This is a genomic window from Anaerobacillus arseniciselenatis (assembly GCF_001865995.1).
GTDB classification, from domain to species: Bacteria; Bacillota; Bacilli; order Bacillales; family Anaerobacillaceae; genus Anaerobacillus; species Anaerobacillus arseniciselenatis.
On sequence record NZ_MLQQ01000003.1, the window covers coordinates 51,434 to 69,849 of the forward strand.

Sequence of the window (18,416 nt, forward strand, 5' to 3'; positions counted from 1 at the left end):
TCGAGTGAATTTCATTAACTCTAGGCTGATTAAATTATTTCTTGATCTACAAATGTAAAAATTTGAAGGAGGAATTTTAATGGGACACGATATTTCAGGAGTTAATAAAGTAGGAAAAGAAATTGCTTATGCACGTTTTAGTATGGGGAATTATAATGCTACCATTTTATACAGTGTACTTGATGCTGACGAATACTACGCAGGTGTTAGCGGATCAGGCGGCAGTTCAACTTTCTCAATACAACAAATGGAAAAGGCATTGAATACTTTCAATCAATTATATAATAATGAGGATTCTATGTCAGAAAATGATTTCTTAACTTGGGATAAAAAACAAATCGTAGAATTTCTACAAAATTGCTTAGCAACAGCAAAAGAAGAAGGGAGTGTACGAGTTTATTTTGGCTAGTTGTTTTTTTGAGGCTTCTCAAAGGTTGATAAAACTTTTGGGAAGCTTCTTTTTTTATTGTCTAGGTAACTATAAAAGGCAAATCATTTGTGCATAACATTTTAACACGAAAGTTGTCTAGCTTTAGAACTTAGCTTCTCAAGCGTTTCGGTCCATCAAGATTAGCCTATTCGCGAGGGAGGATCGAAGAGAAGACAATACGTTGCTGGCCCTCCAACGCTTGTCGAAGCTTACCGAAGCGGCTTGCGCTTTACTTGTTTCTTCGATGATCTGTTTTGTATCGTGCAAAAAGTATGTAAAAGAATATAGGCGCCGGTTTACAAAAAAAATATCCTATGTTATTATTTAAAATATTAAAAACGTTAAATAAAAATTTAACAAAATTAATAAAAGGTAAAATATAAACTCAACAGGGAAATGGATTGAGGTGTGTCTCGGAAAAATGAAGAGACATCAACTGTATTCTGCAGAGGTCTTTTGGGGTAGATATAATAATGTTCTCGTTTTGACAAGAGTTAGAAAAATCTAGATTGGAAGAGTACATAGAAACAAAACATAGTTATCGTAACCCCAACCCTGAGTCGGTTTTAGCAAGTTGTAAAAAAACTATCAAACTATTGATTGTAGTGGCGAAAATGACGAATTATGAAATTCATTGAATATAGTTTTAATCACTTCATTGAATTCTCAACATCCAAGGAGGTCTGTAAGATGAAGAAAACATATGACTTTGTTGTAATTGGTGGCGGTAGTGCCGGTTCTGTACTCGGCAACCGTCTAAGTGAAGATGGAACACGTAGTGTCCTTGTTCTAGAAGCAGGGCGTAGTGATTTTTCATGGGATTTATTGATTCAAATGCCGGCAGCTTTGCCGTTTCCTGCCGGGAAACCGTTCTACGACTGGAGATACGAATCTGACCCTGAACCTTATATGAATGGGCGACGTGTCAAACATGCCCGGGGCAAGGTGCTCGGCGGTTCGAGCTCAATCAACGGCATGATTTATCAACGCGGCAATCCATTGGATTATGAACGTTGGGGAGCAGACCCAGGTATGGAAACGTGGGACTTTGCGCACTGTCTCCCGTATTTCAAACGCCTGGAAAATGCTTTAGGCTCAGATCCAGAGGATGAACTTCGTGGCCACGATGGTCCTCTTAAATTAGAACGCGGACCAGCAAAAAATCCTTTATTCCAGGCCTTCTTTAACGCAGCAGTCGAAGCTGGATACTCACGAACCCCTGATGTAAACGGTTTTCGCCAAGAGGGATTCGGCCCGTTTGATAAGCATGTGTACAAAGGAAGACGTTTGTCAGCCTCACGTGCATATCTGCATCCGGCTATGAAACGTGAGAACCTCACTGTGAAAACACGTGCTTTCGTTACAAGTATCGATTTCAATGGTAACCGAGCTAAAGGTGTGACATATCAACGAAACGGGAAAACTCACCAAGTTAATGCAGGTGAAGTTATACTCGCTGGTGGTGCAATCAATACACCGCAGCTACTTCAACTGTCAGGTGTGGGTGATGCGGAGCACTTGCGCTCACTTGGCATCGAACCGGTAGTTGATCTTCCTGGTGTAGGTGAAAACCTTCAGGATCATCTTGAAACTTATATTCAATACTCTTGTCCAAAACCGGTTTCAGAACAGCCTAACTTAAATAAACTTCGTATGCCGTGGATTGGTTTACAGTGGTTGCTCGGTCGCAAAGGTCCAGCAGCAACCAACCATTTCGAAGGTGGAGGATTTGTTCGTTCGAACGAGGACGTCGACTATCCTAATTTAATGTTCCATTTCCTACCAGTAGCGGTTCGGTATGACGGACAGAAAGCGGACACTGCTCACGGCTTCCAGGTACACGTCGGACCTATGTACTCGGATGCTCGAGGGACATTAAAGATTCGTTCGAAAAACCCTAAAGAATATCCGAGCATGGTCTACAACTATCTCTCGACCGAACAGGACCGACGTGAGTGGGTTGAAGCGGTAAAAATTTCAAGAGAAATTATGTCCCAGTCAGCGATGGCACCTTACAATTCAGGAGAAATTTCACCTGGTCCTTCTGTTCAAACGGATGAGGAGATTTTGGATTGGGTGGCGAAAGATGCCGAGACTGCACTTCATCCGTCGTGTACGGCAAAAATGGGGCCAGCTTCAGATCCTATGTCTGTCGTAGACCCGCAAACGATGAAGGTCCACGGGATCGACAATGTACGAGTGGTCGATGCATCTGCTATGCCTTACGTAACTAACGGAAATATCCATGCACCAGTGTTGATGCTGGCGGAAAAGGCGGCAGACTTAATCCTTGGGCGTAAACCGTTGGAGCCTATTGAGGCCGACTTCTACCGTCATGGAGTACATCCAGCCGACGCAGGTACAGTAAAAGCTTAAGTTATATACGTTATTATAAGAAGGCCCTTTACACAAAAAGAAAAGGTTGTCCCCAAAGTGTGAGACACTTTGGGGGCAACCTCTCTATTATTTCTCTAAACTATTAATCTACTTTATTTTACCCATTCATCAATCAAATCTCGATTCTCTTCAATCCATTTTACAGCTCCATCAAAAGGGTCTTCTGCACTTTCTACATATTCGATAAGCTCGCCAATTTCTTGATCATCCATCTTCCAGTTATTAAACCACTCGCTCACTTTAGGATATTCTTCTTGGAATCCGTGTCTTGTAGCATGGTGAATTTTTTCTACACCACCGAATGTTTTTTGCGGATCTTCTAAGAATTTCAAGTCATGTTTGGAGAATGCCCAGTGTGGACTCCAAAGTGGTACGACGATTGGTTCTTCATTTGTTATTGCATTCGCAAGCGCACCTAACATTGCAGGTTCAGAGCTTGCTAGTAGTTCAAATTCAAGACTATAATCTTCAATTAAATCTTGAGTAACTTCCATCGTACCTGCGCCAGGATCGAAACCAATAATTTCTCCATCAAACAGTTCTTTATGTTCATTCAAATCTTCTACACTATTAACTTCTTCTAAATAGGTTGGAACAACAAGCCCTACTTTTGCATTATCAAACCAAGTAGCTTCTGAGAAATAAACAGTATCTTGATATCTTTCTAGATAATTTGCATCTTGGACCGGTAACCATATTTCTAAACTAACATCTAGATCGCCAGTTTCTAAAGCTGACATCGTAACACCCATGTCCAATAAGTTTAACTTCACATTGTAGCCTTTTTCTTCTAAAATAGCTTTCCACATATTAGTTACGGCGATATTTTCAGCCCATAGTATTTGACCAATCGTTATTTCCTCACTATTTACCTCTGAACTGACCTCTGTTTCTGGACCAGCTTGTTCACCTTGTGTTTCCTCACCAGTGCTTCCGCATGCTGTCAATACAGCAACCATCAGCAACGCAAAAATAAAACTAAGTTCTTTTTTCCATTTGTTCATGTAGAAAAACGCTCCTTTGTTTTTGATTTTAAATATTATAAACGTTAAATATGTTTTAAAAAAATTTAACGTTATAACAAAACTGAACTAATCTATTCTTATGTAAAATAGATAAGTGAAACATTGAAATAGTAGGTGGCCTATAGGGACTTAAAGGTATATTTTTATATACTACCTTAAAGAATTGCACCATTCAATATTATTGTCGTTGAGTATCTATATGTCGTTGCGCGTTAATATGCTCGCAACGACATATAATTAGATAGGGCTCAAGTTTAGGTAATGATGAAACTTACTCACCTAATAACTTCTTTTCGAATTAATCTTGATGATCTTTAGGTATAAACTCAAATATTTTACCACTTCTTATATTTGCAACTAAGTGTTCCAACCAGTGATAGTATGTTTTAGATTCTTCTAATTGATCATAGTATTTTTTAGCATCTGCAACAATTTCAGGTGTGCTGGTAGAATCTTTTATGACATTTATTAAATCTTCTTGTGCTTCTTTAATTGCTTCCATGTTCATTTTTACTTCTCGTTCCCACATTTGACAATAAAACACCATAAATGAACGGAAGAAATTTTTCTCAGCTACATAGGTATGTTTCCTAGACCCTCGTGTAAATGTTTTTTTCACCATTTCAATTTCTTGGAGTTTACGGACACTAGTACTCATACTCGGTTTACTCATTTCAAGCTCCGTACGCATTTCATCAAGAGTCATCTGTTCTTTAAAGTACATCGTTGCATATAAATTTGCTGCAGCTGGTGTTACACCATATAAATCCATGGTCTCTGCGATAGCGCCAATGACTTTGTCTTTCGCTTCTTCTATTTTAATTCTGGATTTTTCAGTAGATTCACTCATAAAGTCGCTCCTTCGATATAAAGTAAAGCGTGTTAAATTTTTTTAAAATCTTCTTTACAAACTTTATGATACCGTGTTCAAATTAAATGTCAAATGGAAAACGTAATTTTAGCCAATTGCAATTGTTTACTAACGTAGTAATCACAACCTTTCTAGTTAATTTTAATATTTTCTAAACTTTTATGTTTTTAATATATTTTTGACAGCCCTAAAAAGACATGTTATTATTTGTTCAAAACGTTAAATAAATTTTTAATAAACTTAATTTATAGAAAATTGGAGCTGATAGATTTGAAGCTAAAACAACAGCAATACATAAATGGTAAATGGGTGGGGGCGAACTCAGGTAAGACACGTGAAATTATTAATCCATTTAACCAGGAAGTGATTGCTACTGTTCCAGAAGGTGATGAAAGCGATACAAAAGCAGCAATCGCTGCAGCAAGAGCAGCATTTGATAACGGAGAATGGCCTTCTACCCCAGCAACAGAGCGAGGGACGATCGTAAGGAAAATTGCTGAATTAATAGAAAGAGATAAAGAAGAACTTGCTAGATTAGAGTCGTTAGATACTGGTAAAACAGTAGGGGAAAGCCGTGGAGATATGGATGATATCGCTGGAGTATTTCGTTATTATGCTGAGCTTGCAGATAAAGATGGCGGAGAACTGATCGATTCCCCAGTGCCAAACTCTATTAGTAGAGTAGTTCACGAACCAGTAGGTGTTTGTGGTCAAATTACACCATGGAATTATCCATTACTTCAAGCGTCTTGGAAATTAGCTCCAGCGCTTGCGACTGGAAATACTTTAATAATGAAGCCAAGTGAAATTACACCACTTACTACGATTAAAGTATTTGAAATAATGGAAGAAGCAGGAGTACCTGCTGGTGTTGCTAACCTAGTACTTGGTGCTGGTCACACAGTGGGTGCAGAGTTATCAAGTAACATTGATGTTGATCTTATATCCTTTACAGGTGGAATTTTCACAGGAAAGAAAATTATGCAAGCAGCAAGCGTTAATGTAAAGAAGCTTGCACTTGAACTTGGTGGGAAGAACCCTAACATTATCTTTGCTGATGCTGATTTTGAGATAGCTGTAGACCAAGCGTTAAATGCGGTATTCTTCCACGCAGGACAAATTTGTTCAGCAGGTACAAGACTGATTGTAGAAGAAAGTATTCACGATGATTTCGTTAACGCACTTGTGGAGCGAGTGAAAAAATTTAAGCTAGGAAGTGGATTTGAAGAAGATACACAAATGGGTCCACTTATTTCAGCTGAGCACCTTGCGAAAGTAGAAAAATATGTAGAAACAGGTATTAAAGAAGGTGCTACATTAGCAGTTGGTGGTAGCCGTCCAGAAGATCCAGAACTAAAAAATGGATTTTTCTACTTACCTACTATTTTTACAGACTGCACAACAGAGATGAGCATTGTTCAAGATGAAGCTTTTGGTCCTGTTATCACCGTTGAGAAATTCCGTACAGAAGAGGAAGCGGTAAAGCTTGCTAATGACTCTATCTATGGACTTGCTGGTGGCGTTTGGACCAACGATATTGCAAAAGCTGAACGTTGTGTAGCAAAGATGCGCATGGGTACCGTTTGGATTAATGACTTCAACCTTTACTTCCCCCATGCACCCTGGGGTGGATTTAAGCAGTCTGGTATCGGACGCGAACTAGGAAGACTAGGTATTGAAGAATATACAGAAACAAAGCATATATTCCACAACCTTAAACCTCAACCTATCAACTGGTTCTAACTATCAATCTAGCCAAAAGCTATTGCTGAGTAACATTGAGGATATTAACGGAGGCTTCTTATAAGTTTGTTAAACTTATAAGAAGCCTCTTTTTTGACCAAAATTGTTAGTGTGTTGATTGAGATAAGTATCCTTATGGTGCCTATAAATTTTTATGGAATAAGAAAGTTTATTAGGATTTAAGAGATTTAAGAGAATGTTATAATGAAGCGCGGATATGAAAAATTCTAAGAGCGGCCGACGAAATTATAGCGCAAGGAGGGCGGACGCTTCTAGCTAAAATTTTGAAGGGCTCACGTGAGAAAAAGCTATTACAGCTAGGGCTAGATAATTGCCCAGTCTACGGTTATTTTAAATCTGCAAAACTTGAAGAGGTTATGGAGAAAATCGCTTGGATGATTGACTATGATTTTCTAGATATTGAATACAGTGGGGAATTACCGATGATCGTATTTACGGAACGAGGTTGGCAGATTGAGGCTGATCAGCGTACCGATGAATTTTTGCGTGAATGGGAGCAGTGGTTAGAACAAGCAATTAGTAATCCAGACATGATTTATTTAAAGGATCGCAATCGTGAAATGATCTTTTTGTTTCTTGAGAAGGTGAGCGAGACACAAGACAAAAGGTATATACCGTATTTAAAAGCCTGGGCGGAAATTGATTATAAAAAGGTAAAAACCAAAATTCAAGAAGTAATCAAAGCACTGGAATTGAATGAACCGATTGAGCGTCATTCATTATTAAGAAGAGAGGCATCGATGAAGGAAATGTTGGAGGGGGAGGCTCCTCAAGATCTTCTATTAAAATGTTATCAATGTGGTGAACGGTTCATTTTCACAGTAGGTGAACAGCAATTTTATCAACAAAAAGGGTTTGTACACCCTAGGCGATGTGAAAGGTATCGTGTTAAATGATTAAATGTGCTCAAGAAGGTATATTCAGTTAAAAGATCGAATTATTAACTAATGTATCTTGAGGTGAGAGAGGTGAATTGAATGTTCGAACATATTAATCAAAAGAAAGAGCGTCTAGATTCTAATAGGCCGTTACCAAAATATACAGTCAAAAGCTTACGTGAAAAGTTATTACTTGAATGGACATATAATACAAATGCAATTGAAGGTAACACGTTAACTATCAATGAAACAAAGGTGGTTCTAGAAGGAATTACTGTTGGTGGCAAAACAATGCGTGAACACTTAGAGGTTCTGAATCATCGTGATGCGATTCACTTTGTAGAGGAGATTGTACAAAAAGATGAACCTTTGTCGGAGTGGCAAATTAAGAATTTACATCGACTTGTACTAAAAGGAATTGATGATGAATATGCAGGTGTATATCGAGACCAGCAAGTTTTTATTTCTGGTGCTAAACATATACCGCCAGCCCCCTTCCTCATAAAAGAAGAGATGGAGCAGTTGATGGTATGGTATGAAAAAGCAGAAACGAAAAAATTGCATCCGGTTGCTCGTGGAGCTATGTTACATGCTATTTTTGTTGGGATTCACCCATTTATTGATGGCAACGGCCGAACATCACGTTTGTTATTAAATTTAGAACTCATGAAAGAGGGCTTTCCACCAATTGTAATAAAAGTTGAAAATCGCATAGCTTACTATGAAGCATTAGATAAAGCACATACACAAAAAGAATATGATGACTTTATTAAGTTAGTCACAAACGAAGTAGAAGATTCGTTAACTATATATTTAAGTGCAATAAATAAAAACGCTTAGCAGAATGTGCAGTAATAGGCTCTTTAGTTTATTCAACAAATATTCAAACATAATCGACCTTCTTTGTAATAAAATTAAGGTAACTAATAGTGAGTAGAAGTAGCCACGTTTAATACCGACATTTATAAAAAAATAGGGAGTGATCATTATGGCTGAAGTATTAAAGGAAGAATATTATTCGGAAGAAATAAACCCTAAAGAAGAAAAACGTAAAACTTGGACTGCGATTGCTGTTCTTGCGGGCTTTGGTGCAATAATGGGACTAGGAGCGTTAGCTGGCATAGCAATATATGTTTACCTATAATATTGATCAATTATAATTTAACAAATACCTTTTGGGACTGGGACTATGGTACATATACATAGGTCAGTCTTTTTTTGTTGGAAAGCTGAAAGTTGGGAGTTGGAAAAATATGAATTTAGATTTTAGCTGCTGACAGTTACCTTCATGCCGGTTGTGTTTGAAAAAGTCGATTAGTTGTTAATTAACAAAGAAATGTAACTTACTACCGAAAGTGTCGTCTAATATAATACTTAATGAATTTCATCATTCAATTTTAACGCCATATGAAACTTTATGTAGTTGCGTTAAACCGCTCGCAACTACATAAAGTTTCATATGGCTCAATTAAGGTAATGATAAAATTCACTCTACTACAAAAAAATAGTAATATAATTCTAATGTGAAAATAAACAAAAAATGTATATTAAATGTTATCATATAAAGAAGTATGATAATTTCGACTACTAACTAACATGAGGAGGAATTCTTTTGCAATATAATCAAACGATACCGGTAGAACACCCGTTAATTAATAAAGTCGTAGATAATGTTGAAAAAGTTGTCGTAGGAAAGCAAAAAGAGGTAACTTTAAGTTTAATCGCGATGCTTAGCGGTGGTCATGTTCTTTTAGAAGATGTCCCAGGTGTAGGGAAAACTGTAATGGTACGAGCTATCGCTAAATCGATAGGGGCAGATTTTAAAAGAATTCAGTTTACTCCTGATTTGCTACCATCGGATGTTACTGGTGTTTCTATTTATGACCAAAAAACACTAGAGTTTAAGTTTCGTCCAGGGCCAATTATGGCCAATGTAGTGTTAGCAGATGAAATTAACCGGACGTCTCCGAAAACTCAAGCTGCGCTCCTAGAAGCTCTTGAAGAAGCGAGTGTAACGATCGATGGACAAACTCGCTATTTAGAAAAGCCGTTTTTCGTGATGGCAACGCAAAACCCAATTGAATATGGTGGCACATATCCTCTTCCGGAGGCTCAGTTAGATCGTTTTCTTTTTAAGTTTAAAATTGGTTATCCAAGTCATGAAGATGAAATGGAAGTGTTAACTCGAGTAGAAAAGCAACATCCAATTGAAAGTTTAGAGGCGGTTCTTTCTTTAGAAGAGTTACTACAAATGCAAAGAGAGGTTACAGAGGTTTATGTAGATGAATCTGTAAAATCTTATATTATATCGATCGTTAAAGAAACGAGAGAGCACAATTCAGTTTATTTAGGAGCAAGTCCAAGGGGCTCGATTGCCCTTATGAAGACGGCTCAAGCGTATGCCTTTGTTCAAGGGCGAGAGTATGTGATTCCTGATGATATTAAATTTTTATCGCCTTACGTATTAGGGCATAGAATTATTCTGAACTCAGATTCAAAGTTTGCTAATGTATCAACTCGAACGGTTGTAAATGAAATTATTCAACGTGTGAAAATACCAGTTAGAAAAGAAGCTGTTCGCTAATGAAAAAAATTCATCCGTTTATGAAGGTAGTGCTACTAATGGTAATTGTAGCCACGACTTTTGTATATGCAATGTTTCAAGGGGGCTTTGTTAGTTGGTTTCTGTTCTACTCGACCGGAATAGTTGTGTTAACAACACTTATTTATGCGTTTATGCCGATCGGTCATTTACGAGTTTTTAGAAAAGTAAATGCTGAAAGGTTAGTATCGGGCGATGACTTACGGGTCACGATAACGATTGAACGGAAGTTTCCTTTCCCATTTCTCTATCTTATTGTTGAAGACAGCATTCCTGACGACTGGAGATTAAAAAACAGTCAAATTAACAGTAAAGGTATTATTTATCCGTCTTTTGAGAGGCATTTAGTTCATTCTTATACAATTAGAAAGCCTAGTAGAGGGGAGTATCAATTCTCTAAGGTGAAAGTTCGTACGAGTGATTTATTTGGACTTTTTATAAAAGAAAAAGAAGTAACGGTTCAAACTGAAGTTGTCGTTTTTCCGAGATATCAGGAAATGAGAAGCTTAAATATGTACAACGAAAACGAAGCGGAAGCTTATATTACGTCTCAACGAGTTATTGAAGATATTACATCAGTTGCTGGTTCCAGAGAGTATGTGCCAGGAGATCGTTTAACGAGTATTGACTGGAAAGTGACGGCGAGAATTAATAAATTAATGACGAAGGAGTTTGAAGAATACCTTGGTCAACGCTTTCTTATCGCTGTTGATTGTTCCATAAAATCGAAAGAAGACGCCATGACTTTTGAAAAAGCAGTTGAATTAGCTACATCATTTACAGTGCATAGCTATAAAAAGCAATTTCACCTTGGATTATTGACGGTAGGTGATGGAGTTAGTAGATATCCGATTCACTACGGTGAAACTCACCAAGGGAGTATGCTAGAGCATCTAGCAAAATTAAACTTTCATTTAGGGAATGCTTTTGACTTTGTTTTTGTGAATGAAGTTAATAAAATTACTGCTGATACAATTTTAGTGATTATTTCAACGAGAATAACTGATGCTATGGCAGAAAATTTGAGAAGGCTAAACAAAAGAGGAATTAAAACAGCATTTTGCTTAGTCACAAATACAGGAAAACCTACTTCGTATGAGCAGAGTAAACTAGCTTTATTGGACAAGTTAAATATTCGTTATTATGTGTTAGGGAAAAATAGTTTCGAAAGCGATCTTCAAGGAGGTGGAGCCTTTGCTGAAGAATCGTAATATATTTTCACTCCCGATGATTTTTATTTATTTTTTATCGTTTATGATTTTGTGGGAATGGTTAAGACCACTGCCTGTTATCACTGATACTGGAAACTTACATGTTTTTGTTTGGTTTACGTTATTTTGCTTCGTTGTCATGTATTTACGTTTAGCGTTTTATATTACAATTCCCTTATTTTTTATTGTGATGATGTATGGGCTTCACTCGATTTTTTACGAAGGACCTTTTGTTAAGGAAGGTCTTTCGACATTAATATTGTTCGGTGAAGATGTTGCTAGAAATATAACTTTCTTACTTGGCAGCCAAATGGATTTACTAACTTATGAATTTCGAAGTTTTTTGCTCTTTTTAGTACTTGCCATTACGAGTTATTTAGTTCACTTTTGGATTTTTCACCTAAAAAAAATATTTTGGTTTTTAGTAATTACGATTGTTTATGTCACTATTATTGATACATTTACGATTTATGATGCTAGTAGTGCGATTATAAGACTTGTTGTTGCGGGCTTTTTCTTAATGACGATCCTTTTTAAAATGAGGTTAGAGGAACGAGAGAAAGTGTCATCTGATGAGTTTAGAGGAAAAGCTTGGACAAATATTTTAACAACGATCATTATTGCGGTCGTTGCAGCTGCTTTTTTCATGCCTAAATACGAACCTTATTGGCCAGATCCACTACCGATGGTGCAAAGCGTCGCGACTGGAGAAGGAGTAGGTGAATCGGCCGTACAAACGATTGGTTATGGTCAAAATGATGAGCGCTTAGGTGGGGGATTTGTCCAAGATGACTCCGTCGTTTTTACAGCGGTCTCAAAACAAAGACACTATTGGCGTGGAGAATCAAAAGAAATATATACTGGTCACGGTTGGGTTTCGTTAGAACCTGAATTAAATAAAACATTTCGATATAGTGATGTTTATGACGAAAGTGTAGCGGTACAATTATATGATCGAAATGTTCCTAAAGAGAAGTTAGAAGCAACAATTACAATGAGAAATGACGCCCGGTTTTGGCATTTCTTTTATCCGGGTGAGCTAATTGAGGTAAACGAAAATCAGATCGAATTTTATTCAGATAGTCAAGGCAGTCCTTTTCAATTTTTAATTGATTATTTGACGGGAAAAGTAGGAACGACGAATGCTGAAGATGAAAGTGCACTATTTTTACAAGAGTATACGTTAACGTACTATCAACCTGAATTTGTGATTGATGATTTACTCGCTAGCTCTGAAAATGATCCAGAACATATTAAAGAAATGTATCTTCAATTACCAAATGTTCCTGATCGAGTTGGACAATTAGCGGAAGAAATTACCGATGAATTTAATACGCGTTACGATAAAGTTAAAGCAATCGAAGGTTATTTTTCCGAAAATGATTTTCTTTATGAGACAGAAGATGTCCCTAGGCCTGAAGAAGGCCAAGATTATGTCGATCAATTTTTGTTTGAAACACGTCGCGGGTATTGTGATAATTACTCAACAGCGATGATTGTTATGCTACGGTCCCTTGATATTCCAGCACGTTGGGTGAAAGGTTTTACCCAGGGTGAATTAATAGAATATATAGCGGAAGGATATCGAGAGTATGAAGTTTCAAACAGCAATGCTCACTCGTGGGTAGAAGTGTATTTCCCTGAAGTCGGTTGGGTTCCTTTTGAACCGACTCAAGGTTTTAGTCACACGTATGATTTTGTGGAAGCGGAAGTGGATACTGAGGATACTTCACTTGATGATGAAGTAGAGCGTGAAGATGAAGCGCCCCTTGAAAGAGAAAACGATCCTGAAAACCCATTCCTACCTTTGGAAGATATGGAAGGTTTGGAGGATAGCGCTAGTTCAGCTGGAGGTCAAAAGAGTAGTCAGGGGTCATTCAATTTCCCGTTTAAATTCGTCTGGGTGATAATAGCAGCGTCTCTTATCGGGTTTTTAATTCATCAAAACCGCAAAAAATTAGTTACATCTCTATTCTTATATGTATTTAAGTTGAAGTCTAACAACAAAAATAATTATATGAAAGTTTACGAGCGACTGTTATGGCTGTTAGCTTATAACGGCTATAAACGAGCAGATGGCGAAACGCTACGTGAATATGCTAGTCGTATTGATCGGGAGTTAGGTTGTACAGAAATGCAGCAATTAACTTTATACTATGAAAAGCTCTATTATGGAAATGGTAAAGAACATTATTTATCGGTGGAAAATAAGGATGCATGGGAAGTTTTAGTAAAGAAGATGAGTTCTTGACCGATTGTGAATCGACTGTTACAATAATTCCGTAATAAATGTCGAACGTTGTAGTATGTGTTCAAAAAGATGTTACCTTCGTATATCCTTAGGAATAAGGCCTAAGAGTCTCTACCGGGTCGCCGTAAATGACCTGACTATGAAGGCAGGAGCTTTATAGAATAAAAAACGAAAATTTTTGCCCTTTTGTGCAAAATGGTGTTTTTTAATAACTAGGATTCTGCCTTTTTAGTTGGAAACTTATAAGATATACCTTTATTAAGGTATGATTACAGTCAATGAAAGTAATAAGCTTGTTGCTTCTGTGTCATACTTTAATAAAAGAGGTATCTTATTATAGTTTTCGATAGATGAGTTACCTTTATGCCAAGGGTGTGCGGCGTAATAAAGCTCATTAAAAGGCGAATGCTAGTTTTTTGTATGTAAAAGGCGGGTAGTTGGTTAGGCTGCGGGCTGCCTGACTGACTTTTACATGTTAGGTGGTGACGGTAAGTTGTCGCAGACGTATAGTATGAAAAAAAGGCGGATGATTTCGTGAATGAGCCTCTGAGGTTCGAAAGAAGGTCACAGCGAAATGAAGGAAATCATACGACTTTTCCATATTAGATGGTGACGGTTACGTCATGAAGGTTTTGTTGTTTAATGAAGGAAGGCTGATTAAAGATGCTTTCGTTTGCCAGTTTTCTTTTTGAAAAAATATGATAAAAGGGTGGAATTAGTAACGATGGAAAATATTAATGAAAAAATCGTCGTATTGGATTTTGGTGGACAATATAATCAATTGATTGCAAGGCGCATCCGTGACCTAGGTGTGTTTAGCGAATTACATCCACATACGATAACCGCTGCAGAAATAAAAGAATTAAACCCGAAAGGAATTATTTTTTCTGGGGGACCGAATAGCGCATATGTCGAGGGAGCTCCTCAATGTGATGAGGCGATTTTTGACCTTGATATACCTATTTTAGGAATTTGCTATGGGATGCAGCTAATGAGTCATCATTTTGGTGGGAAGGTTGAGGCAGCTAATCATCGTGAATATGGAAAAGCTGTGATTACTGTTGAGAATCCATCGAAGCTTTATGATGAATTGCCGACAGAACAATCTGTGTGGATGAGTCACGGTGACCTTGTTGTTACACCCCCAGAAGGCTTTGTTGTTGACGCGACAAACCCGTCTTGCCCGGTAGCGGCGATGAGTGATGTATCTCGTCAATTATACGGAGTACAATTCCACCCGGAAGTGCGTCATTCAGAGTATGGAATTCAACTTTTAGAAAACTTTGTTTATAAAGTTTGTGAATGTGATGGTAATTGGTCGATGGAAAACTTCATCGACATTGAGATGGAGAAGATTAAAGAAACTGTCGGTGACCGTCAAGTTTTATGTGCCTTAAGTGGTGGGGTAGATTCTTCGGTTGTTGCTGTTTTAATTCATAAAGCGATCGGTGACCAACTAACATGTATGTTCATTGATCACGGTTTACTTCGAAAAGGTGAAGCGGAAAGTGTTATGAAAACTTTCTCTGAAGGCTTTAATATGAATGTCATTAAAATTGATGCGCAAGATCGTTTCTTGAGTAAGTTAAAAGGTGTATCCGACCCTGAGCAAAAACGAAAAATAATCGGAAACGAATTTATTTACGTTTTTGAAGAAGAAACTTCTCAACTTGAAGGTATGGACTTTTTAGCACAAGGAACACTGTATACGGATATCGTTGAAAGTGGTACGGCAACTGCACAAACGATTAAGTCTCACCACAATGTTGGTGGTTTACCTGAAGATATGAAATTTAAGTTAATTGAACCTTTAAACACGTTATTTAAAGATGAAGTCCGTAAAGTAGGTACAGAGTTAGGGATCCCTGAGGAAGTCGTGTGGCGTCAACCGTTCCCAGGACCGGGCCTTGGAATTCGTGTTTTAGGTGAAATTACAGATGAAAAATTAGAAATTGTTCGTGAATCTGATGCAATTTTACGTGATGAAATTAAAAAAGCTGGTCTTGATCGTGAGATTTGGCAATATTTCACTGCGCTTCCTGATATGCGTAGTGTTGGTGTTATGGGTGATGCAAGAACGTATGATTATACGGTAGGGATCCGAGCCGTTACGTCGATCGATGGGATGACTTCAGATTGGGCGAGAATTCCTTACGATGTTTTAGAGAAAATCTCTGTTCGAATTGTTAATGAAGTGAAAAATGTAAACAGAGTTGTGTATGATGTTACTTCTAAGCCACCAGCGACGATTGAGTGGGAGTAGTAAATTAGTTAACGTTTAAAAAGTGGTTAACGAACTAGTTAGAAATACAAAGTTAATAATTACCTATACGCAAAGTAGAGGGTAAATGAAGAGAAAGCGAACATTTATTTAATTTTAGTAATTAAATGTTCGCTTTTTCTGTTGACTATGTCGGAATTTGTTGATAAAATAAATTTGTTGCTGAAAGTTTAGTGTGTGGATGTGATCTGCATACGTCAAACTGTTAAAAATTAATTTCATATTTTCGTATATACTCAGGAATATGGCCTGAGCGTTTCTACCGAGCTACCGTAAATGGCTTGACTACGAAGGAAGTACGTTGTTATTAAAAGAGAGAATTTCTTTTGTGACGATGTTAATTTTCTTGTTGTCAAAGCTCTAGGTAGATTTAATCTCCTAGAGCTTTTCTTTATTCTTAGAGGAATAAAGAGTTTGCTAGCTTAATATAGTTGGCAGTTATTCAGTTATGCTTTTTGGGAAGTGTAGCAAAATTAAATTAACCTTTTTAAGGAGGAACTTTTGTAATGGATCGTTATTTTGGTTTTAAAGAACATGGAACATCATATCGTCAAGAAGCGGTAGCTGGTTTAACGACATTCTTATCAATGGCTTATATTTTATTCGTTAACCCATATCTTTTGAGTCAAGCTGGTATGGACAGTGGAGCGGTATTTACAGCAACGGCATTAGCGGCAGCTATTGGAACGTTAATTATGGGGGTAGTTGCTAAGTATCCAATTGCCTTAGCGCCTGGAATGGGACTTAATGCATTTTTTACTTTTGGTGTAGTTTTAGGTATGGGGATAGATTGGGAAGTTGCATTATTCGGTGTGTTCTTATCTGGTATTATTTTTATCATAATTACAATTACTAAAATTCGTGAGACAATTATTAATGCAATTCCAAGCGAGTTAAAATATGCAGCAGCAGCGGGGATTGGGTTGTTTATCGCTTTTATTGGTTTGAAGAATGCGGAGATTATCGTTCCTGATGTGGCGACCTTAGTAACGTTAGGGCATCTTACATCTGGTGGACCATTATTAGCAGTGTTTGGTATTTTCGTAACAGTTATTTTTATGGTTAGAGGTTTTAAAGGTGGAATTTTTTACGGAATGGTTATCACGGCAATTGTTGGGGTACTCACCGGAGTTGCACCAAGGCCTGATGGTATTGTTGGGGCTATTCCAAGTTTAGAGCCAACTTTTATGGCGGCATTTTCAATTGACTTTTCAGAAGTTTTTACTGTGAGTTTACTAGTAGTTGTATTGACATTCTTGTTCGTTGATTTCTTTGATACTGCTGGAACGTTGTATGCAGTTGCTAACCAAGCTGGTTATGTTAAAGATAACAAGTTGCCACGTGCAGATAAAGCGTTGTTAGCTGACTCTTCTGCTACATCAATTGGTGCTCTTTTAGGGACATCAACTACGACAGCTTATGTTGAGTCTTCATCTGGAGTTGCAGCAGGTGGTCGAACTGGATTTACATCGGTATCTACGGCATTTCTGTTTTTAATAGCGTTATTCTTCTCGCCGCTATTAGTAATTTTTACAGAAACTCCAGCGGTTACAGCGCCAGCGCTTATTATTGTAGGTGTTCTTATTGCTTCTGCATTGTCGAAGATAGATTGGAAGAAATTCGAAATAGCGGTTCCTGCTTTCATAACTATACTTACAATGCCTTTAACGTTTAGTATTGCACATGGTATTGCGATGGGCTTTATTCTTTACCCGGTGACAATGTTAGCGAAAGGTCGAGGTAAAGAAGTACATCCGATCATGTACGGATTGTTCTTCGTCTTCTTAGCTTACTTTATCTTCTTATAAGATATGAAGAGAAGATATTCTAGCCGATTGCTGTGGATTGAACCGAGGATTTTTGAAAAAGTTCATTTTGAAGAAAAGTAATATTTATAGTTTGGTTAAGAATATAGATTAGTTTAAAGGGCGGATCACTTTATGTGATCTGTCTTTTTGTTTATATACTCTAATGAATTTCATAGGGCTCAATTAAGGTAATTATGAAATTCACTCAATCAGAGACTTATATGAAAAAGAGTTGGGCGGTTGATGTGTGACATGATGTGATTGAGGTCAGTAGCTTTGTTGACGGAATGGCCGTCATGAGCGTTTTGTATTTCAGAGGTGGAATAAATAGCATATTTATTAGTCATTAATTGTTGATTTATGTCAGGGGAATTGTTATAGTTAATTTTGTCGACAGGAGACGTAAAGCAATTTGATAAACTTTTTGTTTAATACTGTTGACTTGATAGTTATAAAATGTTATATTATTTAAGTCGCTGATTTGCGATGGGTAGTCAAATAAAGAGAAATAAAAAAGTTGTTGACGTGAGAGTTTTGCAGTGGTATAATAAAATTCTTGTTGTTAAAAACAGCGCAGAGGGGATTTAAAAGCTAGAAGATCGAGGAGCCAAATGAGGTGATCGTCAGAGTGTGCTTAAGCGTACATGAGGGTGATTAATGAATGAAGGTGACGAAGAATTTTGAAGCTTATAAATTACCTGATCGTCCTTTGAAAACTGAACACACAGCCAAGCGAATTAAGAAAGGTGGAAGGCAGCACTTAATAGTGAGGTCTGAAACTTTAAAAAGAGATATAAAAATCTCGTCAATGTTTTATTTTGAGCTTTATCAAACACTTTTATGGAGAGTTTGATCCTGGCTCAGGACGAACGCTGGCGGCGTGCCTAATACATGCAAG

General features: G+C 37.4%; 13 protein-coding genes, 1 rRNA gene and 2 riboswitches. Of the genes, 12 read left to right on the forward strand and 2 right to left on the reverse strand.

Annotation, left to right across the window (positions count from 1 at the left end):
• The first annotated feature begins 79 nt into the window (after positions 1-79).
• A complete protein-coding gene (locus BKP35_RS05605; protein WP_071312435.1) occupies positions 80-409 on the forward strand; it encodes a hypothetical protein in 330 nt (109 codons plus the stop codon).
• Positions 410-1,120: 711 nt separating this feature from the next.
• Positions 1,121-2,806, forward strand: coding sequence for a choline dehydrogenase (gene betA, locus BKP35_RS05610; RefSeq protein WP_071312436.1), 1,686 nt, complete (start codon positions 1,121-1,123; stop codon positions 2,804-2,806).
• A gap of 113 nt (positions 2,807-2,919) precedes the next feature.
• Here betA and BKP35_RS05615 read toward each other — a convergent pair whose 3' ends face one another.
• Together BKP35_RS05615 and cudC are read right to left on the reverse strand one after the other, a co-directional pair.
• Positions 2,920-3,831 (reverse strand): glycine betaine ABC transporter substrate-binding protein, encoded by a 912-nt coding sequence (locus BKP35_RS05615; RefSeq protein ID WP_071312437.1) that lies wholly within the window; start codon positions 3,829-3,831, stop codon positions 2,920-2,922.
• 319 nt (positions 3,832-4,150) lie between these two features.
• Positions 4,151-4,702, reverse strand: coding sequence for a choline uptake/conversion transcriptional regulator CudC (gene cudC / locus BKP35_RS05620; RefSeq protein ID WP_071312438.1), 552 nt, complete (start codon positions 4,700-4,702; stop codon positions 4,151-4,153).
• A 291-nt stretch (positions 4,703-4,993) separates the two neighbouring features.
• Here cudC and betB point away from each other — a divergent pair, with 291 nt between their 5' ends.
• The 10 genes from betB to BKP35_RS05665 form a co-directional block, all read left to right on the forward strand.
• Complete coding sequence (gene betB / locus BKP35_RS05625) at positions 4,994-6,466, forward strand: betaine-aldehyde dehydrogenase (protein WP_071312439.1); 1,473 nt, start codon at positions 4,994-4,996, stop codon at positions 6,464-6,466.
• 224 nt (positions 6,467-6,690) lie between these two features.
• A complete protein-coding gene (locus BKP35_RS05630; RefSeq protein WP_071312440.1) occupies positions 6,691-7,383 on the forward strand; it encodes an RQC-minor-1 family DNA-binding protein in 693 nt (230 codons plus the stop codon).
• Between the two features lie 81 nt (positions 7,384-7,464).
• The gene (locus BKP35_RS05635; RefSeq protein ID WP_071312441.1) at positions 7,465-8,205 is read left to right on the forward strand and encodes a Fic family protein; all 741 of its coding nucleotides are present in this window, start codon (positions 7,465-7,467) and stop codon (positions 8,203-8,205) included.
• Positions 8,206-8,353: 148 nt separating this feature from the next.
• Entirely contained in the window at positions 8,354-8,509 is a 156-nt protein-coding gene (locus BKP35_RS19405; protein WP_169819147.1) for a hypothetical protein, read from the forward strand.
• A gap of 468 nt (positions 8,510-8,977) precedes the next feature.
• Positions 8,978-9,949, forward strand: a complete 972-nt coding sequence (locus tag BKP35_RS05640; RefSeq protein WP_245741881.1) for an AAA family ATPase — start codon at positions 8,978-8,980, stop codon at positions 9,947-9,949.
• On the forward strand, positions 9,949-11,178 hold the full coding sequence (locus BKP35_RS05645; protein ID WP_071312442.1) for a DUF58 domain-containing protein: 1,230 nt from the start codon (positions 9,949-9,951) through the stop codon (positions 11,176-11,178). Before BKP35_RS05640 ends, BKP35_RS05645 begins: the two co-directional genes overlap by 1 nt.
• Positions 11,162-13,429, forward strand: coding sequence for a transglutaminase TgpA family protein (locus BKP35_RS05650; protein WP_084031485.1), 2,268 nt, complete (start codon positions 11,162-11,164; stop codon positions 13,427-13,429). The genes BKP35_RS05645 and BKP35_RS05650 overlap by 17 nt, the downstream gene beginning before the upstream one ends.
• Positions 13,430-13,487: 58 nt before the next feature.
• A riboswitch (purine riboswitch) is annotated at positions 13,488-13,589 on the forward strand.
• A 564-nt stretch (positions 13,590-14,153) separates the two neighbouring features.
• Positions 14,154-15,692, forward strand: coding sequence for a glutamine-hydrolyzing GMP synthase (guaA, locus tag BKP35_RS05655; protein ID WP_071312443.1), 1,539 nt, complete (start codon positions 14,154-14,156; stop codon positions 15,690-15,692).
• 224 nt (positions 15,693-15,916) lie between these two features.
• Positions 15,917-16,018: riboswitch (purine riboswitch) on the forward strand.
• Between the two features lie 198 nt (positions 16,019-16,216).
• On the forward strand, positions 16,217-17,518 hold the full coding sequence (locus BKP35_RS05660; protein ID WP_071312444.1) for an NCS2 family permease: 1,302 nt from the start codon (positions 16,217-16,219) through the stop codon (positions 17,516-17,518).
• Positions 17,519-18,355: 837 nt separating this feature from the next.
• Positions 18,356-18,416, forward strand: a 16S ribosomal RNA gene (locus BKP35_RS05665); the annotation flags it as partial.